At 58.4% G+C, this 21,259-nt stretch carries 16 protein-coding genes, 1 tRNA gene and 1 pseudogene; 6 read left to right on the top strand and 12 right to left on the bottom strand.

Translation table 11 applies throughout. From position 1 onward, the window contains the following. Window positions 1–143 precede the first annotated feature (143 nt). From Q2T52_RS26325 to bcp, 3 genes are all read right to left on the bottom strand, one after another. Complete coding sequence (locus Q2T52_RS26325) at window positions 144–1,433, bottom strand: M23 family metallopeptidase (protein ID WP_302079883.1); 1,290 nt, start codon at window positions 1,431–1,433, stop codon at window positions 144–146. Window positions 1,434–1,526: 93 nt separating this feature from the next. Continuing rightward, window positions 1,527–2,399 (bottom strand): ferritin-like domain-containing protein, encoded by an 873-nt coding sequence (locus tag Q2T52_RS26320; protein WP_302079882.1) that lies wholly within the window; start codon window positions 2,397–2,399, stop codon window positions 1,527–1,529. Window positions 2,400–2,411: 12 nt separating this feature from the next. Then, complete coding sequence (gene bcp / locus Q2T52_RS26315; protein WP_302079881.1) at window positions 2,412–2,879, bottom strand: thioredoxin-dependent thiol peroxidase; 468 nt, start codon at window positions 2,877–2,879, stop codon at window positions 2,412–2,414. 109 nt (window positions 2,880–2,988) lie between these two features. Here bcp and Q2T52_RS26310 point away from each other — a divergent pair, with 109 nt between their 5' ends. From Q2T52_RS26310 to Q2T52_RS26290, 5 genes are all read left to right on the top strand, one after another. Beyond that, window positions 2,989–6,408, top strand: a complete 3,420-nt coding sequence (locus Q2T52_RS26310) for a YhdP family protein (protein WP_302079880.1) — start codon at window positions 2,989–2,991, stop codon at window positions 6,406–6,408. Window positions 6,409–6,423: 15 nt separating this feature from the next. Further along, entirely contained in the window at window positions 6,424–7,314 is an 891-nt protein-coding gene (locus tag Q2T52_RS26305) for an ABC transporter ATP-binding protein (protein ID WP_302079879.1), read from the top strand. Window positions 7,315–7,323: 9 nt separating this feature from the next. Beyond that, window positions 7,324–8,124, top strand: a complete 801-nt coding sequence (locus Q2T52_RS26300; protein ID WP_302079878.1) for a hypothetical protein — start codon at window positions 7,324–7,326, stop codon at window positions 8,122–8,124. A 309-nt stretch (window positions 8,125–8,433) separates the two neighbouring features. After that, window positions 8,434–8,739, top strand: coding sequence for an ETC complex I subunit (locus Q2T52_RS26295; protein ID WP_302079877.1), 306 nt, complete (start codon window positions 8,434–8,436; stop codon window positions 8,737–8,739). Window positions 8,740–8,759: 20 nt separating this feature from the next. Further along, a tRNA-Arg gene (locus Q2T52_RS26290) sits at window positions 8,760–8,836 on the top strand. Window positions 8,837–9,072: 236 nt separating this feature from the next. Here Q2T52_RS26290 and Q2T52_RS26285 read toward each other — a convergent pair. The 9 genes from Q2T52_RS26285 to Q2T52_RS26245 all read right to left on the bottom strand — a co-directional run bounded on the left by Q2T52_RS26285 (window position 9,073) and on the right by Q2T52_RS26245 (window position 20,755). Beyond that, window positions 9,073–9,645 carry a type II toxin-antitoxin system VapC family toxin gene (locus Q2T52_RS26285; RefSeq protein WP_302079876.1) on the bottom strand — a complete coding sequence of 191 codons (573 nt, stop codon included), beginning with the start codon at window positions 9,643–9,645 and terminating at the stop codon, window positions 9,073–9,075. 355 nt (window positions 9,646–10,000) lie between these two features. Further along, window positions 10,001–11,041, bottom strand: a complete 1,041-nt coding sequence (gene dinB, locus Q2T52_RS26280; protein WP_436799589.1) for a DNA polymerase IV — start codon at window positions 11,039–11,041, stop codon at window positions 10,001–10,003. Window positions 11,042–11,139: 98 nt separating this feature from the next. After that, a complete protein-coding gene (locus tag Q2T52_RS26275) occupies window positions 11,140–11,811 on the bottom strand; it encodes an SOS response-associated peptidase (protein ID WP_302079874.1) in 672 nt (223 codons plus the stop codon). Between the two features lie 12 nt (window positions 11,812–11,823). Next, window positions 11,824–13,890: an ATP-dependent helicase gene (locus Q2T52_RS26270; RefSeq protein WP_302079873.1), complete on the bottom strand. Its 2,067-nt coding sequence runs from the start codon at window positions 13,888–13,890 to the stop codon at window positions 11,824–11,826. A gap of 375 nt (window positions 13,891–14,265) precedes the next feature. Beyond that, complete coding sequence (locus Q2T52_RS26265) at window positions 14,266–15,435, bottom strand: patatin-like phospholipase family protein (RefSeq protein WP_302079892.1); 1,170 nt, start codon at window positions 15,433–15,435, stop codon at window positions 14,266–14,268. A 10-nt stretch (window positions 15,436–15,445) separates the two neighbouring features. Further along, entirely contained in the window at window positions 15,446–17,644 is a 2,199-nt protein-coding gene (gene cap2-3 / locus Q2T52_RS26260; protein WP_302079872.1) for an anti-phage 6A-MBL system cap2_3 protein, read from the bottom strand. Window positions 17,645–17,685: 41 nt separating this feature from the next. Beyond that, window positions 17,686–18,849, bottom strand: a complete 1,164-nt coding sequence (mblB, locus tag Q2T52_RS26255; RefSeq protein WP_495677196.1) for an anti-phage 6A-MBL system MBL-fold protein — start codon at window positions 18,847–18,849, stop codon at window positions 17,686–17,688. A 285-nt stretch (window positions 18,850–19,134) separates the two neighbouring features. Then, window positions 19,135–20,019 carry a ComEC/Rec2 family competence protein gene (locus Q2T52_RS26250; protein ID WP_302079870.1) on the bottom strand — a complete coding sequence of 295 codons (885 nt, stop codon included), beginning with the start codon at window positions 20,017–20,019 and terminating at the stop codon, window positions 19,135–19,137. A gap of 1 nt (window position 20,020) precedes the next feature. Beyond that, the gene (locus Q2T52_RS26245; protein WP_302079869.1) at window positions 20,021–20,755 is read right to left on the bottom strand and encodes a hypothetical protein; all 735 of its coding nucleotides are present in this window, start codon (window positions 20,753–20,755) and stop codon (window positions 20,021–20,023) included. 350 nt (window positions 20,756–21,105) lie between these two features. On the opposite strand from Q2T52_RS26245, the pseudogene Q2T52_RS26240 reads away from it, so the two are divergent. Continuing rightward, window positions 21,106–21,259: pseudogene (locus Q2T52_RS26240) on the top strand (TetR family transcriptional regulator); the annotation flags it as partial.

Here is a 21,259-nt window from a genome sequence, read left to right as displayed (position 1 = left end):
CGCTGGTGAGTCGAGCGGTGATGTGCACGACGATGGCCGCCAAATAAGCTCCGCGAGATGCAAAGTCAAGAAAAGCAACACGGAAAGGGCCGGAATTGGTAAATCCGGCCGCAATAAAACTGTTATACTGGTTCAGTGGCGCTTCACTTCAAGTAGGTCGTCAATTTTAGGCCTGCATTGAGAAAGTGGATCGGGTCGATCGGCTCGCCATTCCTCCGAACTTCGTAATGAACATGTGGCCCTGTGGAGCGGCCTGTACTGCCAGATTTTCCAAGCACTTCGCCCGCGGAAACCTTGTCGCCTTCGGAGACCGCAATGCTGGACATGTGGCCGTAGCGTGTGGTGATGCCATGGCCGTGGTCGATCTCCACCATGTTGCCGTAGCCGTTTGTATAGCCGGCGGAAACCACAGTACCGCTTCCTGTGCTGCGGACTTCGGTTCCTGTTTCAGCCTGGAAGTCGATGCCTGCGTGCAATGCCAGCTTGCCGAGGAAGGGGTCGATGCGGTTGCCGAAGCGGCTGCTAATCTCATGACCTGGCGCAGGATTGCCATAGGGTAGGGTGACTGCCGTCTGACGCACTGCCTCCAGCCTGTTCAAGGCGGAATCCAGTTGGTTGAGTGATGCATCGAAACGATCGCTGCCGATCGGCTCCACGAAGGGTCCACCGATGCCGCTCGCTGAGTCACCACCCTTCAGCGGTGGCGCGGCATCGGCAACTTCGACGCCGGTACGGCGCATGATTGCAGTCATCTCGTCTGCCGTCTGTTCGGCATTGTCGGTCAGGCTGCGGATACGGCCCAGCTGCTCCTGCTCGATGGATTTAAGCGACCTTGTGACTTTTGAGAAGATGCGGTCGGTCTTGTCCGCCAGGCTTTCCTTGAGGGGCGCATAGCCAAGGGCTCGGGTTGGTTGATCAGCAGACTTCGTATCGGGGGCGAGAAGGTGATCGATCGCCCTGACGCCAGCGTTTGATGAAGCGGCCTTCTGGGGCGGTTGAGCTGCCAATTCCGGTTTGGAGGTCAGGCCGGATTCCTGGGCGCGGTCCAGCAGGCTGCCAAGCTTGCCGTGGCGGGAGAAGAGTGCATTCTGCTGATCGAGCAGTTGTTCTACCTTCTGCTCCACGACCTGCTGATCAAGAAGCTGACGCGAGGTTATGCGATCGAGTTGGGCCCGCAGCGAGGAGATGCGATCCTCATACTCATGCTGCATGCGCGATTGGCGCGCCATGGCCGCGCCGATCAGGTCGTCGCGCAGGACCAGATAGGTCGTCGCGGCAAGATAGCCGATGCTGAGCAGGGATAGAAAGGTGACGCCAAGGGCAATCATCCACGGGCGCACCGTCATGTGACGGATCTTTTCGCCGCTGGCAAGAATCAGGACGTGCTGCGGCTTCGCTCTGCCAAACACGCGATGCTCGCCCGCTTTCGCCACCTCAAACCCCCGGCATTCTGCGACTCGCGAGGCCTTTCCCCGCAGGCATGAATACACATGGTTAAGGTTAATGAGTGGTTTACGTTACGTGTCTCAACCGCTGCTCGTGGAGGTCAGCGCGCGATAAAATGAGGGTGTCAGGCCTGCTTCGGCCCGCGCAAGATCATTGAAGGGCGGTTTCAGCGGTCCACGGAAGTTCGTGCGCACAAGATCGCGGAAGGTGGCGGCGGGATCCTTGCGCTCTCGGGCGCAGAGAAAGCGGAACCACTTGGCACCGATCGCCACATGGCCTTTCTCGTCGTTGTAGATGACATCCAGCACGGCAGCGCTTTCCATGTCGCCGGTTTCCCGCATCTTTTCCTGGAGCGAGGGCGTCACGTCGAGGCCGCGTGCCTCGAGGATCAGCGGTACGACCGCAAGGCGGGCTGTCAGATCGTTGCGTGTGGAATGGGCCGCCTGCCATAAGCCGTCATGGGCCGGCATGTCCCCGTAATCGGCGCCGAGGTCGCGCAACCTGTCGCGCACCATGCGGAAATGCTTGGCCTCCTCGAAGGCGACCTGCATCCAGCCGTCGAAGAAAGAATGCGGGACGGGCTCGGTCGCATAGCGGGCGACGATATCGAGCGCCAGGTCGACGGCATTCAGTTCGATATGGGCGATCGCGTGCAGGGTGGCGATGCGGCCCTTCAGCGTATGAAGCGACCGCTTCTCCACCGCTTTCGGCGGAACGAGTTCCGGCTTTGCGGGCCGACCCGGGCGATCCGGCAGCGGCGGGTCCAGCGGTGAACGCAAGGAGAGCCTCCTCTCGAACCAGCGCGTGGCGGTCTGCTGGGCCAGCGCGGTTTTTACATCCAGATCGGTTGAGGAAATCGCCAGGACGCAGCCCGCGCGAAGTGTTTCCACGCGGGGAAGTTCCGGAGGGTGGTCCGGGATAGCGGCATGGGGCGGAAGCGAGGCATTGGTCATGCCTCGTCATTCTCACAGAGCGCGGACGGCTTCAAGAACCTCCTGGGCGTGCCCGGCCACCTTCACCTTCGGCCAGACCTTGGCTATAGTGCCGTCGGCGGCGATGAGGAAGGTGGAGCGCTCGATGCCCATGTAGGTCTTGCCGTACATGCTCTTTTCCTTCCACACACCATAGGCATTTGCGGCCTTCTGCTCTTCGTCGGCAGCCAGGATCACATTGAGTGAGTGCTTCTTGATGAACTTGTCATGTTTGGCGGCAGAGTCCGGCGAGATGCCGATGACGGTCGCCCCGGTTTCGGCAAATTGCGGCGCCAGTGCGGTAAAATCCAGCGCTTCCATCGTGCAGCCGCTGGTGTCGTCCTTCGGATAGAAGTAGACGACGACCGGTTTGCCCTGGAATGCGGAAAGGCTTACGTCGCCGCCACCGTCACGAGGTAGAGTGAAGTCCGGGGCTGCGCTTCCGACTGTCGGTTCCGACATGGTTTTCCTTTCTTTCGCCTGCTTGTTGGATCATTCTCGCCGTAATCGATATATACTGGCCAGCAGAGATTCTAGATCACCGTCGCGGTGAAATGTCGGTTGGAGGCCCATGGCGGAAATTCGAGGAGAGAAGGTCAGATTCCACAAAAAGGATCTGATCCCGCTGCACGAATTGCCGTCGGCCCAGGCGCATGATCCGCTGATCGTGCATTGTCCGCCGCCACGCTCCGGCTGGGGTGGTCTTATTCGCCTTTTTACTGCATTTGTCGTTCTTATTGTGATGGCGCTTGGCGGCGCCTTTTTCGCCATCGAAAGCGGTACTTTCGACCGGACGCTGACGCAAAGGGCGCAAGGTGCGCTGAATGACGCAATCGGCCCGCGTTACCAGGCGCAAGTCGGTTCCACCGCGATCCGTTTCGATTCCAGTTTCCGCATTGCCATTGAGGCGCGGGATGTCGATGTCGTCGAGGTGGCAACCAATGCCCATTTGAGCCGCACGGGAGCGCTTCGGCTTGCCATCGATCCATTGGCTCTGCTGAGCGGCCGTATTTCGATCCGTCATATCGAGGCGGAAAAAATCAATCTCGATACATCGCTGCTACCGGCTAGCGAACCGATGGATCTCTCCAAGACTCGTATTGATGGAATTCCCGCTGCAATGGAGCAGGCTTTCCAGCGGCTGGATGAGGCGCGCGGGCTGATCGAACGTACCGGTACCGGCTCTGTCACGATTGCCGGCATTACCATCAAATTTCCGCCGGATCAGTTAGGCCGCATCTCGACACTTGCCATCGACAAGCTCGACCTGACCCGAACGCAGGAAGGTCAAATGGCCGTTTCCGGCAGGTTGGAATTTGATGGCAAGCCGGCCACGCTTCGTATCGACGCCACCTCCGTCAACGGCGTGACGAAAACCCTGAAGGCGCATGTGGCAGGCCTCGATCTGACACCCGTACTTTTGCAGCAGATGGATGATGGTTCACCGCGTGAAGGTGTCGAGGGCCCTGTCGATCTCGACCTGTTTTCCGCCAGAGATACCGACACCACCGATCCAGAATTTCGTGCCGATATCAGCCATGCGAAGGGTTTTGTCTATTTTGATACGATTCCTCAGGAGTTTAGCAGCGGCAACATTCACCTTGCCTATGATTTTCCGAAGAACTCAATCGAGATTCGCAATTCAGAACTTCGCTTTGGCCCTACAGTTCTTCCGCTGACCGGTGCGCTGATCGATCTCGATCGTTTGAACGCGTCCGACAAACGCCCCGGTTACGGCTTGGATCTGTTGATCAGCGGCGCAACCGCCCATTCACCGACCGGGGGAGAGGCTCCCGTTGCCTTCGACCTCAAGGCAGGCGGGCGCTATCTGACCAGCGACCGGCGGCTGGAGCTGGATGAGATGCAGGTGTCGAGCCCAGCAGGGCAGATGGCCGGTTCGCTCAAGGTCAAGTTCGGCGGCAAGGTTTCTCCGGAAATCAGCTTCGGCGCACAGTTACCGCGGATGGAAGTGCGGGGCGTCAAGCAACTTTGGCCATACTGGATGGCGCACAAGCCGCGCGATTGGGTGACCGCCAACATGTTCGGGGGCACGATCACCAACGGCTCGATTTCTGTCTTCATCCCTGCGGGCCGTATGCATGGGCCAGGCGTACCGATCGAACTCAATGAGAACGAGTTGCGGATCGCCTTCGATATTGCTGACAATCGCTTGAATCTGCCGGGCAGTATCCCCCCGGTGCGTGAGCTCGCCGGTCACTTTGACCTCCATGGTGCCCGGCTTGATGTGCGCATCGATAGCGCCGCATCCTATTTTCCATCAGGCCGGAAAGTCGCGATCGATGAGGGGCATTTCACCATCGCTTCCGCCTATGTTAAACCGCTGATGGCCGACCTTGCCCTCAAAATCAACGGCAATGCTGATGCGCTGGCGGAGCTTTCGAACTTCAAGCCGTTCGAGGCTCTGAAGAAGACCGATTTCCAGCCCGGTGACTTCAGCGGTACCGGCAAGGCGGATCTCACAGCGCGCTTCGGCTTGATTTCGGATCAGCACCCACCGGCTACGACCTATCAGGCGCATATCGCGCTTTCGGATGTGGCCCTCGCTCGGCCCATCAAGGGGCGCAAGGCGACCGGCCTCAACGGTACGCTGGATGTGGACATGCAGACCCTGCGCATCAACGCCAAGGGTCAGGTCGATGGCATTCCCGCCGAATTGAAGATGGTGGAGCCACTGACGAATGATTCTCCGGCGCAGCGTTCACGCGTTCTATCCGCAACGCTCAATAATGAGCAGCGCCAGAAGGTCGTGCCGGGCCTGACCGATTTGATCGATGGATCGGTGGGCGCAGAACTTGATTGGATTGACGATGATAACCTCGAGGTTTCGCTTGATCTGACCAAGTCGGCACTCTCGCTTCCCTGGGTCGGGTGGACCAAGGGCAATGGCATTGACGCCAAGGCGGAGTTCCGTGTTGTCACCAGGGACGGCCGAACCGATCTCAACGATTTCACCCTGAAGGGTGACGGTTTCGGCGCGGACGGTGACCTGACCATCGCGCAGGACAGCTTGAGTTCGGCGGAATTCTCACGTGTGAAGCTTTCCGCCGGCGACGATTTTTCCGTAACGATGAAGCGCAACAAGGCCGTTTACGATATCTCGGTGACGGGCAAGTCGGCGGACCTTCGTCCTGTTCTGGACAAGCTGAAAGCCGGTAACAGCGCGACACCGGCCAAGACGGCAAAAAAATCCACAACCGATGGCGTAACGGTGCGCGTGAAGTTGGACCGGTTGCTCGGCTTCAATGACGAGGCAATCTCCAACGCCAAGGCGACGGCCGTTTTCCGGAATGACGACATCCAGACGCTGGAGTTGGTTGGTGTGACCAATAGCGGTCAGGCCGTCGTTGCAAAGACAACCACGGGTGCCACTGTCGACACGATCACACTGACCAGCGGCGACGCCGGAGCGGTGACACGCTTCACCAACCTCTACAGCCATATGCGCGGCGGTCTCCTCAATCTCAGCCTGGACAACGAGGCTGGCAACGATTGGAGCGGCTCGCTCGATATCCGGAATTTCAACATCGTCGATGAAAGCAGGCTGCAGTCCATCGTCTCCACACCGGTGGGGGAGGATGGGCGAAGCCTGAATGCTGCGGTGAAGAAGGATATCGACGTCAGTTCGGCCAAGTTCCAGCGTGGATTTGCACGCCTGGTTTACCGCAAGGGTGCGCTCTCGGTGGATAATGGTGTCGTGCGCGGCGAACAGATTGGCGCCACCTTTCAGGGCATGATGCGCGATGCAGCGGGCAACATGGACATGACAGGCACATTCATGCCTGCCTATGGCCTGAACCGGCTTTTTGCTGAATTACCTATTATCGGCGATATCCTCGGCAACGGGCGCGATCGCGGCCTGCTCGGCATCACCTTCAAGCTGACGGGCAAATTCGATCAACCAAAACTGATCATCAATCCGCTCTCGATCATTGCACCCGGCGTCTTCCGCCAGATTTTCGAATTTCAATAGCGAGACACGTTCATCATGACTGCCATTGAGCTGAATGATGTGTCCAAGAGCTTCGGCTTTGGCGCAACCCGGATACACGCGCTGGAGGCGTTGTCGCTGAGCATTCCGTCGCAAGGCGTTTACGGTCTGCTGGGACCGAACGGGGCGGGCAAGAGCACGCTGCTTCGGATGATCTGCGGGCTTGTGCGTCCGGATCGCGGGGGCATCTCGCTCTTTGGTGAGCCGGCCGGTCCTCCGACACGCGCCCGGCTTGGGGCGCTGATCGACGCACCGACCTTCTATCCCTTCATGACGGCCCGCGAATTTCTCGCCATGCTGGCATCTGTATCCGGCGTGAGGGCGGATGTTCCTGCTCTTCTCAGACGTGTTGATCTGACCCGTGCGGCTGATCAGAAGGTGTCCGGCTTTTCGCTTGGTATGCGCCAGCGTCTCGGCATTGCCGCAGCACTTGTGGCGCGTCCTGCAGCTGTCATTTTGGACGAGCCGACGAATGGCCTTGATCCGGACGGAATGATCGAGATCCGCCATCTGATCCGTCGGCTTGCGCAAGAGGAGGGTCTGGCGGTTCTGCTCTCCAGTCATTTGCTGGACGAGGTTGAGAAGGTGGCGGATCGTGTGGCCATTCTCAATCGCGGACGGCTGGTTGCCGAGGGCAAAGTGGGCGATCTCTTGGGTGGTGAAGAGAGGCTGTGGTTGGATGTGGCGCAGCAGGAGCCCGTTCTGGAGAAGTTGGGCGAGGTGGCCTGGGTGGAGGGCAAGGGCGTTGCGGTGCGCATCGCGCGCGCGGAAGTCCCACGACTGCTTTCGTCGCTGCTCTCCGAAAATATTTCGGTCTATGAAGCCAAGTGGATCCGCCCGGATCTCGAAACCTTCTTCCTCGCGGAAACCCGCGACAGCAAGGCGTGAGGGGACATCATGGCACTTCCTGTTCGGTCTGAACTTCAGAAGATCTTTCGCCAGCGCGCGCTGTTCGCCGCCGGCTTTCTGGCTGTGCCGGCCTTCGCTGTGCTGGCCAAGATCTTCACCGACGGCATCCTGTTTGCGCGCGTCGCACGGGCCCTGCCGGCAGCCGGTATAGACCCAGTTCTTTCTGCGGCACGATCGCTTGGCGTGGCAGATAACTCGTTGGCGCAGCTGTTCTTTGCCCTTGGAGTCGCCTCCATATTTGTCGTGGATTACCGCTTTGCCACCTGGCGGCATCTCATTCCGCGACGCAGCCGCTTGGCCTTCTGGTCGGCGAAATCCGTTGCGGCGCTGGCGTGTCTCTCGCTCAGCCTGTTGCTGGTTGCGCTGGGTGACCTCGGTGTTACGCTGGTGCTTGCCGTGTTGCGCGGCCAGCAGATCGGCGATTTTACATGGGCAATATCCGTCCCCGTCTTTTTTCTGGCGCTTCTGGTGGCGGTCGCCGAGTTGCTGGCCTTGACGGCGATGACCGCACTGCTGACAGTCGTGTTCCGCTCTTCCATGGCGGCGGTGCTGAGCGTGTTTCTGTTCGGCCTTGCGACCGTTCTGCTGCAGGTCTATCTCGGCTCCTCCAGCGAGCTGGGCTGGACACCCTCTGCGGCAGCAAGTCTTGCGCGGTCCGGCGTCTTTGACGGTGGCAGGTTCCAGGTCGTGCCGTATCTCTCCGGCATCTGCATTCTTCTGTGTTGGGGAGTGGTGTGCGGCGTGCTTGGATTTGTTCTCTTCCAGCGGCAGGAATTGCCGAGTGAATAAGGGCTCTCTGACGCCGGAGTGTCTAAAATTCCGGATTGCGCAATGGTGGAAAATGGGGCAAAAGCGTCGCCGTAACCTTCTTGAGGCGCTTGCTTTGCTGGGTTGCGAACTGGTCGGATGCATGTTGATTTTCCAACGGGATAGCTGGTTTTGCGCTGTCCAATGCGCCCGAGAACGTCGCCGGTGACGCTGGGCTGCCATTGGGTGGTGCACACGGCGGCGCCTTTACCGTTTGCAAACGTAGCGTCGTTATGAAATTCAATGTGTTGTGCTAAGATCGGCATCACACGAACGGGAGCGCGAACAGGAATGACCGCCAAGATCTATCGTCCGGCCAAAACCGCCATGCAGTCCGGCAAGGCGAAGACGCATCTCTGGGTTCTGGAATTCGACCAGGAAGAGCCGCGCAAGATCGATCCGGTTCTCGGCTATACCTCGTCATCCGATATGAAGCAGCAGGTTCGCCTGACGTTTGAAAGCCTTGAACAGGCACAGGCTTACGCCGAGCGCAATGCCATCGAATATCGCGTCATCCCGCCGAAGGACGCGAATCGCCAGATCGTTTCCTATTCCGATAATTTCAAGTTTAACCGCACCCAGCCCTGGACACACTGACGTCAAGGCCGGTGCGTTGCGGCCCCTTAGCTCAACTGGATAGAGCAACTGCCTTCTAAGCAGTAGGTCGCAGGTTCGAGTCCTGCAGGGGTCGCCATAACCTTTTGAAGTATAGTCGTTATTCTGATTCTAGCTGATTTCGCCGATCTGGTTTGTCCCTGTGCGGACTGATATGGTCATTTCGCCGGATTTGATTTGGGCATATCCGATTCGACAACGGTTCTTCGCGTTCGAGCGATGACATTTTAGGGTGGCGTCGAGAGGCTTATCCCTAAGAGGAGATAGTCGGGTGCGTCATCTTTCCGCCGGCCATTTGGCCAGTTTCGGGGATGTTCAGGAAGCGCCTAGAGCTCCGCGTGCCTGGGGCAATGTTGGCAGGTCTATGGGAGCGGCGGGTACAATTGTCCATTTAGAGGTGATTGGGTCGTAGACGCCCGGAAGCTTGAACAAGCTGTCTATGAGCTGGTAGTCGCAATCGCACGTGACGATTGGTATGCCATGCGAGATGGCTATGGCCGCGATCAGAAGGTCCTGGCTGATCCTGTTGTGTTTCGAGTAAGGCTTGACGTACCAGATGTTTTTCAACGCGTTTGTTGAGAGCATTCGTGCATAGATTTCTGTCGTCTCCTCCCCGGCGCCGAGGAAAATGAAGTCGGTTCTTATAATATCGTCGATCGCGTGTCGTATTCTCGCCGCTTGGCTGGGGTCACGGGCGAGTAGTGCGCCGCGCTTAATTTCGACCAGAACTGGGAAGCAGACGCAAAAGTCGACAGTGTCTGATGCTTCCCTCAGCCACTCCGTTAGGCCGACCGGCGGCCTCACTCTGGCTTTTGCGCTCAGAATGTTGGTGTCCAGCAGCAACAACGGCCTGGCCCGGTCCAAGGGGCTTCGATCGCCATTGAACATCGTTCCACTCGAAAAACCAAGAATTGCTCTGAATCGAAGAAAACAGTAGATTGATGTCGGCGTCAAAAACTAACTTGGGCGCCTACGGAATTTTGGTTTTCGATGAAGCACGAACAAGCTCCGATCAAGGACTACTGCACTCGGGAAGAATTTGAAGCCGATCCCGGTCGGGTTCTTGACGCTGCCATTCAGGCACCCGTTGTCGTTAAGGCTCCTAACGGACGGTTCACCATCGAATTTGTACCGGGTGAGAAGCGGTCGGTCGGGGAGTGGGCGACTTCTCCTGGGCAGTTGGAGGACGGGGACTCCTTTTGATAGAGGTCAGGCCTCTATGCCTTCGGTAGGACCTTCACTTTCAGAATAGCGCTAACTGACCGTCTGCTGACGCAGCCCGTTCGCTTTCAAGTGACGATAGCGTCACACCCAGCAGCCGGATGGCCTTCGCAACAGGAAACACATCCTGCAGAAGGCCTGCTGCGCTCGCCAATAGCTCATCCTGTGATGCGACTGGTATTGGAAACGACCGGCTGCGCGTGATCTGCTGGAAGTCGGCGAACTTGACCTTCAAGGTCACGGTACGGCCACCCATTCGCTTTGCCTCGCAGTGCCGCCACACCTTCTCCGTCAGTGGTGCCAGTTCCGCCTTCGCGGCCGCGAAGTCGAAGAGATCAACCCTGAAGGTATCTTCTGCCCCGATCGACTTGCGGGGTCGGTCAGGCTGCACGGGTCTCTCATCGATGCCGCGCGAGATGCGGTAATACCATGTGCCGGATTTGCCGAAGTTTGCGGCCAGAAATTCCATCGGCTTTGCGCGCAGATCGGCGCCCGTGACGATTCCAAGCCGCTCCATCTTGGCGGCCGTCGCAGGGCCAACGCCATGAAACTTCTTCACCGGAAGCGATGCCACGAAACGCGGTCCGTTTTTTGGCGTGATGACCGCCTGGCCATTCGGCTTGTTGAGGTCGCTTGCCATCTTCGCCAGGAACTTGCAGTACGAGATACCGGCCGAGGCATTGAGATCGGTGACTTCCTTGATGCGGGCGCGAATCCTTGTGGCGATCTCTGTCGCAATGGCGATACCCTGCTTGTTGTCGGTCACGTCGAGATAGGCTTCGTCCAGCGACAGCGGCTCGATAAGGTCGGTATATTCTGCAAAGATCTCTCGGATCTGGGCGGAGACGGCGCGGTAGACATCGAAGCGCGGCTTGACGAAGATAAGTTCCGAACAGCGGCGTTTGGCGGTCACAGATGGCAGGGCCGAGCGCACACCAAAGGCTCGCGCTTCATAGCTTGCGGCCGCTACCACACCGCGCGCTTCCGATCCGCCGACCGCCACCGGCTTGCCGCGCAGATCCGGATTGTCACGCTGTTCGACCGAGGCATAAAAGGCATCCATGTCGACATGAATGATCTTGCGCAGGCGAGGGGGTAACAAGCCTTCCGGGCTGTCATTCGTTGTCGCCGTGGCTGCTTCAGTTGTCGGCATGGCCTGCCTCAGATCAGAGTGCCCGAGTCGGTCTTGGCAGGCGGATCAACCAGGACCAGACGATCGTCAGGCAGGGGGCGCTGCAGGGATTTGACCGTCTCCCAGTCGGCGCTCAGCCAGAGGTCGACTTCCTCACGTGTTGTCAGAATGGCCGGCATCGCCTTTTGATGGATGGGAGCCACGACCGCGTTCGGCGCTGTCGTCAGGAAGCCGTAGAGTTCGAAGTCTCGCTCGCCGTCTCTGACCTTCTTGACCCCTTTCCAGGGCGTCCAGAAGCCCGCAAAGAACATCAGGGGACGCTCGGGAGAACCTGCAAACCATGCGTTTGGCACACGACCGCCCTCGATCTTGCTGGCAGGGTCCGGTTCGGCAAACGAAGTGAAGGGGATGACACAGCGACTGCCGACGCCCAGCCAGCGCCGCCAATGCGGCGAGTTGACGTTGCGGATATTGGTGACACCCGGATCATAATTACCCTTGATGTAAGCGGGCGGTGTCGGCATGCCCCAGGTGAGGCTGGCGATCTCTCGGCTGCCGTCTGCGCCGACGCGCACGATGGGGGCCAGCGTATTGGGATAGATATCCAGGGACGACTCGTTCCAACCTGCTTTGTCGGTGAGCGCGCGCGTGAACTCCAGCACGGCATCTCGCGTCGTCGTTAGATTATAGAGATTGCACAAGAGATCTCCTCCTTATCGCCACATGCCCCGCATCCTTGCACCCACATCGATCCGGATTTGCTGCGCCCTGCGCTCGCTGGCGGCCGCAGAAACCTTTGGCCAGCTTGTTGTTTCGAAGAACTGCAGAAGCATTGCGGGAATGAAGCGGGTGCGCGCGGCATAGACATGCCGGTCGCCTTGCGCATTCTGTCCATGGGTGAAGAACCGCTGCGGTGTGATCAGCGTCAGGCTGTCTCTGGCGCGGGTCATCCCAACATAGAGGAGCCGACGCTCCTCCTCCAACTCGGCCGTGGTGCCGGCACCGAGGTCAGAGGGAATACAGCCGTCAACGACGTTCAGCATGAACACGGAGCGCCATTCCTGGCCCTTGGCGGAATGAATAGTCGACAGGATCAGGTAGTCTTCATCGAGCAAAGGCACGCCCGCCTGATCGCTGGTGGCATCCGGCGGATCGAGCGTAAGCTCCGTCAGAAAACGCTCGCGGCTCGGGTAGCCGCCCGCAATCTGCTCGAGCTGGAGAAGATCGGCCTTGCGGGTCTCAGCATCCTCATGAATGCGATCGAGATGCGGTTCATACCAGAGCCTTGCCAGCTCCATTTCACCCGGCCATCCGCCTTCCGCTTTGCGAAGGCTTGAAAGCAGCCTCACAAAGGCTGGCCAGTCATCGCCGGTCTTCGGCGGAGGCGGGATTTCCGCGAGCGCGTGCAGGGGCTCCGGATCGGTTGCAATCGCGTCGAGAATTTTCGCCGCTCTCTGCGGACCGATCCCCGGCAGCATCTGCAAAAGCCGGAAGCCAGCCACGCGGTCACGCGGGTTCTGGGCAAAGCGCAGCGTCGCCAAGAGATCCTTCACATGCGCGCTGTCGAGGAACTTCAAACCGCCGAACTTGACAAAGGGGATGTTGCGCCGTGTCAGCTCCACTTCCAGCGCACCGCTATGGCTGGAGGTGCGGAAGAGAACCGCCTGCTGCTTCAAGGCGATGCCGACCTCGCGATTGGCGAGAACCTGCTCGACGATGTAATTGGCCTGGTCCGCCTCATCCCTGACGGTCACCAGCCAGGGGCGTTGCTCGGACTGGCGGTCGGTCCAGAGGTTCTTGGTAAACCGCTCGCGCGCCAGATCGATGACGCCGTTGGCAGCCGCAAGGATCGGCTGCGTCGAACGGTAGTTGCGATCGAGCGTAATGACGTCTGCGGGCTTTGGCGAGAATTCCTTCGGGAAGTCGAGAATGTTGCGGACCGTCGCCGCACGGAAGGAATAGATCGACTGGGCATCGTCGCCAACGACCGTCAGCCCACGCCCGCCGGGCTTGAGCGCCATCAGGATCGAGGCCTGCAAGCGGTTGGTGTCCTGATATTCGTCGACGAGGACATGATCGAACCGCCCACCGACGTCGTCGGCAAGCTCGGCATCCGAGACCATCTGCGCCCAGTAGAGCAGGAGATCGTCGTAATCGAGGACGTTCTGTGCCTGCTTGGCATCGACGTAACCGGCAAAGAGCTGCTTCAACTGCTCTTCCCAATTGAGCGCCCACGGGTAGGCTGATTTGAGCACCTCCTTGATGGAGGTCTCGGCGTTGACGACGCGTGAGTAGATCGCAAGGCAGGTTCCCTTGGTGGGAAAACGGCTCTCGGTCTTGGAGAAGCCCAGTTCATGCCGAACGAGGTTCATCAGGTCGGCACTGTCTTCGCGGTCGTGGATGGTGAAGTCAACATTCAGCCCGATCTGCTCAGCATACATCCGCAACAACCGGGCGCCAATGCCATGAAACGTGCCAGCCCACGCAAGCGCATCGGTCATGACACCTGCATTGTCACCCAGGACCTGCCGACAGATGCGTTCGACCCGCCGCGCCATCTCAGAGGCGGCACGGCGCGAGAAGGTCATCAGCAGGATGCGCCGCGGATCGGCATCATTGACGATCAGGTGCGCGACCCGGTGGGCCAGCGTATTGGTCTTGCCCGAACCTGCGCCCGCGATGATCAGCAACGGCCCGCCGACCGCGCCATCCGCATTGCCGATGCCATGCACTACGGCCTCACGCTGCCGGTCATTCAGTTTTTCGAGATAAGCCGCCATCCGTCCCCGTCGCGGTATGTTGGTAAGGCGTCCGGCATGCCTTTTGGAGGCGCTGAACAAAGCAGGAACATATCAGTGATAACTTTTATTGGAAAGGCGAAAAGCAGGATCAGTTCACCCTGATCGTCCACAATATCTGTCGGTCGCGTGTTGTGAGAAATCCTGGTGTGCGACCGTCGATATTTTTAGGAAAAACCTCGGTTTGAAGGCGCGTAGCGACTGATATGGGCCGGAAGGCGTCATGGCTCAATTACGCCAATAGGAGACGTGAGCCGAACCGGACTTGACGGCTGAAATGGGGCCGAGAGCGGATCGGCAGCTTTCGGACGTCCGACACTCTTCAGCGGACTAAAAAGTAGCAGGCCGAGGCCCAGATCAGTTCGTCAGATCGCTAAGATACCGCTCCACGATGATGTGCGTGAGCTGTTCTCCCCGAGACGTTAGAAGCCGAATGTTCTCTTCGGACATCGGCGAAAAGTCGGTCGGATAGTCTTTTACCTGAGCGCGTTTAACCAAATCGGCGGGTGCCCACGGCAATTTATCATCCTGTTGACCCAGATAGATCATCCCAAACGCCTGCAAATCTCCAACCTCAGCGTACTTGTGAAGCCGCTGGTAGACTGCGTCCTGCGCCTTCCGGTGCACCGCCTCGAAAGAACGCGCCACCCGCCCTACCCACCAGTATGGGTGTGACCGACTGACATCGAACTGGCCACCGCCAGCATTCAAAGTGATAAGATGCGTCACCGGCTCGATTTGTGCGTGATCATGAGCCCTTCCCGGCTCAAGCACGGCGACGCCTAGATTGTCAAACACTCCCCCATCAGTCAGCGCCACCGTATGGGAATGCCGCTCCCCTTTTTTCTCGAACTCGAACGTCTCAATGAGTGGCGGCAGTAGTATGGGAAATGCCGCTGACGCTGCGACGGCCTTCGCGACGGTGGGCGCCGCACCCTGGACGTCACCGAAGCGCCATCCGCCGGAGCGACCTGAACCGAACCGGAAAGCCGTTCCAGTTGTCAGGTCACAGGCGTTTATGATCACCGCCAAATTGGGTCGCCGAACACGGTCAACGGTCGTGTCGCCGAAGAGCCGTCGTGACAATCCCGCTTCGAAGGCCGTGGTGAGGCTACCCCAGACCGGCAGAACATGGACTGCGGCCTGTAGAGCCCTTTCAAGCGGCAAGGTGGGGATGCCTAGGAAGAGCCGGAGTCTCGATGTCGTAAATTTCAACACCCAGATTAGCGACGAGAGCGTTCCGGTAAAGAGCAGAGTTGCAATGATTTTCAGGCCCTCCAAGGAGCCAAAGACCTCGCGGACAATATCGCCTTGTATGCCGCGGCGAAGCACCTCGACCACGTGCTTGTCGAATGCGTCGAAGTCCTCGCCGCGGTAGGCCCAGCACGCCGCGAGGACACTACCGCCCGAAACGCTGGAAATAGCCTGCACATGGTCAAGGATGCCTCGATCGTGGAGGGCACGGAAGCATCCCAAATGAAAGGCCATAGCTCGCGCTCCACCGCCGGAGAGCGCTAGCGCAATCATGGGCGGGCGATCAGGCTTGGTCATAGTCACCACGCAGGAACAGACCTGCCGATAAAATGGGGCGCCCTGACGTGCCCCCAACGATCAGCATCAGGAAGGATCGTCCTTGGAAGGTTTCCTTGTCGGCTAGGAGCTGCACCATGGCGCCAAGATCGGTGCGGCTCGGGATAGGCAGCGCCTTGGGATGCGTGTGCCACATCCCCACAAAGGTCACCGAACCGCAGGTGCGACTGAGTTTTTCCTTATGCATCATTGCGACACCTTGCGTGCCGCATACAAAACCTTCCCGCGATGCCTCGCTGTCTGGCGGCGGCCCTGACACCTCGTCAATCCAGACCACCTTCAGAAACTCGTCCACCTGGCCAAATAGAGCACCGCCAGTCTCCACGCGGTCGCCGGCTGTCCGCTCGGACCGTCGCGTCCATGTGAGGATGGCCGACATGGCTTCTTGCGTTATCCTCACCTCGTAACCGTGCTTGCTGTCCGGCAACACGTGATAGGGACGCCAGGAGGCGCGCGCTTCGCTCCGGCATTTGCTATCGGCGGAGAGGTCAATCGCAAATGACCGCGGTAAGCCGATACCTTCGCGCAACCAATCCGCTGCCACGTTCGTCATGGGAGCGACCAGCGACAGGACGTCGGCATATGACCCGCGAAACGTCGGCGACGAACAGCCTGGCTCCGGCTGAAAAATTGCTCGGCGAGTGGGGTCTGCGGGCCAGAATTCTTCTAGAAATTTTGCACTGCTGGTTCTGTCCGCCAGCGCGAGCTTTGTCCTTCGGTCAAAATCCAGCGTCGCCCCCGCCGATTTGTCGGTGGTCAGGATCATGAGGCCCATATCTCCATTGTGGCCAACGACCATGGAAACGATTGGCGGTCGCGGTGCCTGATGATGACGAAAATGAACTTCGAACGCCGCCGCGACCGTCGAAGAAGCTGTCGCATCGATCACAACATCGGCGTCGAGTATTTCAGCGCGCTTAGCCTCATCAGTCAGCATCCAGACGATGTTGGAATATTCTTCTATCGCGTCAATGCCAGGGTCTGCCGCGACAACGGCAATTCTGGTGGCGCTCGATTTCGCGTACCCAATTTGATCGCGGCGGAAGCCTTGCCGCACAAGAATGCCTGGCGTAACGACGCCGTTGTCGATCAGCCGCAGCTTGGCCACACCTGCCTTGGCCAGGATCATGGCAACGGCACTTCCGATTGCGCCACAGCCCACCAGTGTCACTCGCTTCCCGCGCCACCAGCGAGAGGCCGACTCACGGTCGCGGCGCTGGACAATCTCCGGCCGGTCCTCAAGGACACGACACCACTCGACGTTGGATTCAAATGCCCAAGCGTAAAACGCCTGATCCTCGACGGGATTCTCTTCAGTGCTGGCGACAGCCGCCGCCCTCAGCTTGTCCGTCTGCTCTACGCTCATGCGCCAGCACGCCAAATGTTGCAGTCGTTCACCGCCCGCGATCCCTCGCATGGCGGCACCGAGTACAAAGATGGCCGGCTTCCCCGGGGGGGTGCGAAGCACGGTGATCGTCATCAGTAGCCGAAGCATGGAGAGTGTTAACCCACGATCAATCAAGGCTACGAGCAGATCGAGCACCGTCTTGGGGTACTCAAATGGCATTTCGGTCGGCAGCAGTATGACCGAGGCCAGCCTTACGTCCGGTATCACTTCGTTCTGAGCAATCCACCTACCGAATTCGGCGACGTAGACAGTCTCTCTTGTGATTTCGACGTAGCCACTCCAGAAGCCCTCACCAGGTTCGGGTACATTCCGCGTGGGAACGACACGGAAGTTTGCGACCGGATAAGCCACCGGCGGGTGCAACGGCATGCCGGTAGGATCAAGTTGTCCCGCTGCCGCCGCTTTGAGCCAGTCGTGCACGCGCTGCATGAAACCGAACATACCGCGTCCAGCCTGCCATTCTACGTCAGGCGCCTGAAACAGGCATATCGAATGACCCCATTGAACATGGGCAGTGCCGCCGAACCTGTCGTGTGTGAACTCGACTTCGGGGCGGTTAAGAGGAAAGTTCCATGGTATCGAAATGCGGAGACGCTCACGCGCCCTCAAGGAGATGCCGCCGTCACTCTTTTCGAAGGAGCGGCAGTTAACCGAGACGGTGACGATTAGCTTATCATGTTCCACCGCAGGTTCAGTCATCGCGAGGATGTCGAGCGCTTCCGGTGAGGCGCTAGACATTTCTTCGAGCTGCGCAGCGGCCCAAGCTTGCCCTTCGGACCTCATTCGCAGCCGAAACCCACTTTAGTGGCTGGGGGGGTGTCGGTCCCTTCGGCCGCCGCGATCGCAGCAAGCAGTGTGTTTTCGGCACTTTCGGACATCACATAGCCGTCTCCGCCAAGCTCAATGCCCCAAGCGGTTGACGAGAAAATGATGGGCCTCACTTCTTCAGGCGTGCTGACCTCACCGGTGCAAACGAAGCCGTCGTTGACAATTTCCTCGTAGCGATTGCGCGCCACACGGTGGGGCGGATTGTCACCGGACTCGTTGCGACCTTTAAACTCGTTAGAACTCGAAACAATATAGCCGGGGGAAAGCTGGCTGGCGGCGAACTCGTCCAGCACGTCCTGCTGCAGCACGTTGTTTTCGTACATCACCTTTTTCGAACAGTGGTGGGGTGCGAGAAGCACGTTCCACTGCAGCTTGTCCTCATTGCCATGCCTGTGCGTTTCGTCAAACACCTGCATTACTGATGGGTAGGATAGGTCCCCCAGGAAAAGCCCGCGCATCCCCGTGCCCGATCCGATCGCTATCTGCATTGCCAAGCTCGTCTCATTGCGGGCATCTGCTAGGCTCGCCTTGAACGGGGCATGAATGAACGCCTCGAATCGACCGGAGACATCAACGCCGTCGAGCATGTAGATCGAATTACCGGGACGGGTGTAGAAGTCGTGTTCTGGAAAACCGAAATAGCGTTCACCAGGTTCAAACAGCTCGCTGGCGTAGCCGATGATCCGCACCCGGTTGCCCGAACCCGGGTCACCGCCCGCTTCTATGCTGCGATCGGCCCTGCGGTGCGCTTCTGCCCTGAACGCTTGGGCGTCCTCTGACAGTTTGTAGGTATCCTCGTATTCTCGGAAAATACGCGGCGTGTGCCATATTTCGCCGATGTCGACCCGATCAAGCAGGTCACTGAAACCACGGCAATGGTCGAGGTCAGGGTGGGTAAGCACAAAACAAGAGAGATAAGGCCTGCCGTTCACTTCGGGAAGCTTGGCGACAAGCTCATCGACGATGGGAATGTGCTCGTTGCCCTCCTCGTCAGCCATCAGCTTGTCGTTGAGGTCGATCTGCATGATCTCCGTTTCGCTGATAACGATAGTTGTGGAATCTCCTGTCCCGACTGGCCAGAAAATGAATGATGGGCCACTGACACCTGCGAACATTCGTTTCCCTCCAAAATGGTTCCCCGCCGCGGCAATAAACCGCAGGTTAACCATATCTAAGGAGCCAGCTAGCCCGTTCAAGAAGATTTAGAAAAATTGCAGGCTGAGGGCTCTTATGCAATTTATCTGCGTCAGCACCCTTCAGTCGCCGCGAGTATTGCGTTTTGGTGCACGGTCGAAAATGTGAAGATGAGAGAAGTGAGACGATGCTGATCGGGTGGAACACTTACAATTGTACACACTGGCGGCGGTCCTGTAGGGTTTTTGCCTAGCGTCGGCTCCGGATCAAAACAGGATGTCCTTAAAGACTGCCGCGTTTGTACGCATATCGGCAGTCATGTGGAAGTTCGCTCCGGGCAAGAGAGCTTTGTATCTGCCGTCGTCGGGGTGGCTATAACTATTCGGGCGCGAGCAAGAGAAGAGCACGTCCAAAATCGGCGCTCTGGACCAGTTCTGCAGCAGTTTATGGGTCGACGCAGTCCAGTGCGAGCCGGCGCCATGATGAAAGGCGATAATAGCCCTGAGCTTTACGCCTTGCTTTTCCAAACTGACAAAGGGAGCGACCTTGTCGAAGGGAGCGTCGCCAGGAAGCAGGATAGCTTCGTCGCCGTTGCGGGTGCGGTGAACGATGGCTAGCGCCACGCCGCTCTTATTGCAATCCTCGTTTTTGGCAAATGCTCCTGGGAACAAACCAATCTTCTCCGCAAGGATGTAGTCGCCGTTTGCGGCTGTAAAACGGATGGTTTGACCGACGTGCTTTTCGGGGATGCAATGGATGTCATCAATTGTCGCGGAGAAGCGTACCGCACGCGGCGAGGTCACTTGGCGGGGGACGATCCATTTGGCGCTCTTTGCCTGACTTCCTTTTGACGCCGATGACCAGTGATCCTCATCCCAGTGTGTGAGCATCAACAATCGGTTCTGTGACACCGGCATGCGCGTATCAATGTCCGCACTGGTTGCGAACGGGTGGCCCTCACGACCGCCATAGTCCAGTTGCAGCGCAACCTCCTCAGCCCCTCCAACTTTCGCCAAAACAGCTATCGCATCTCCCTGTCCGACATCGAAAACGCGGACCCCAAGAATTCTCGATGCGGTAGACAACGGGGTAATTCCCGAAACACTGACTAGATCCGGACTTGCAATCGCCTCTCTTGTACGGACAGCCATGTTAGTTTCCTGCGCTCTTGAGTGCTTGCGGAGTCGAATAGAACTGCCGAGCGGTCTGCTCCTCCTTGCCTAGCTCAGGCCCAAGGTCGGGTTCAGGGGAAGGCGGCTCCCCTTCGCCGCCAGTCCCTTCTTCAAGCTCGGCGTCGGAGATGTGTATCAGCGAAAATATGTCCCTGAGCCTGTACTCGATCGATAGCGGCACGGCTTCGACCAATTCAAGGGTGCCCGGCATGTACGGGCCGCCCGGCAACTCTGGAGCGCCGACAAAAATGGGTAGCGCAAACTCGCCCGGAGACCGCGTCCTAACTACCATCCAATACCATGCTCCCGGAACGAGGATGTCTCTGAGATAGCGATAGTCTGCATCCTTCGAACCCATATAGAGGTCGAATATCGGGAGTGGTTGCTCGCCGAATACCTCGTTAAGCTGGTCCCTTCGCCGCCTGCGCTCACCGTCTGTGACGTTATCGTGGTCCAGCTCTTCAAAGGTGTCCGCGCTCTGCCGAAATTTGCCTGCTTCGATCCCGCTAGCGCGAACACGCCAAGACCGATCGCTGAGATTCTCGATAAAAATATTCTTATCGATCGGCTTTTCGTCCGGGCCCATAAGTCCTTCCGGATTTGCCGGTCCAGCCTCCTCCACGAAGACGTAGTATTCGCTCCCGTCCGCATGTTTCGCGACATATTGGAAAAGTTCCCATTGCCAAAAGGGATAGCTGTGGCGCAGCGAAATCATCAGAACCTCTCGACAATTACAATCGGAGTCTAGGGGGCAAAGCCAATGCTATGGCCGCGAGTCCGGCCATCACGAGGATGTCGGTCACGCGGACGATACCCTGAGCGGGCGTCCGCGTAGCATGGCATAGTTGACATAAAGTGCCAACGGCGGCTTCAAGCAAATCAAAATGTCGCTTTGAATGTCCGGAATAAAGGCGCAAAGCGGAAATTATTTCCGCTGTCGGCCCAAAAAGTACATCCACCCTCTGCGTCTCTTCCCTCTGACATGGCTCGATCCATTCCATGCGGTTGCCTTCATTCCCTGCCAAGTCCTGTGCTAAAGCCTTGTCGTCGATATGGAGGCAATAGTTGGCGCGTACACTCATCAGGCCAGGTGGCCGAAGCGAACGTATTCAGATTGCTGTTCACAAGGCTGTTCGAGAACTGATGGACGAGCAGCAGGACGAGGAACTCACCGTTGCCTTGATTGCAGCGCGTGCAGAAGTACCGCCCTCAACTATCT

The organism is Rhizobium oryzicola, from assembly GCF_030504645.1.
Lineage (GTDB): Bacteria > Pseudomonadota > Alphaproteobacteria > Rhizobiales > Rhizobiaceae > Neorhizobium > Neorhizobium oryzicola.
Note: the sequence above shows the minus strand (reverse complement) of the source record. Positions and strands in the feature narration are given on the sequence as shown.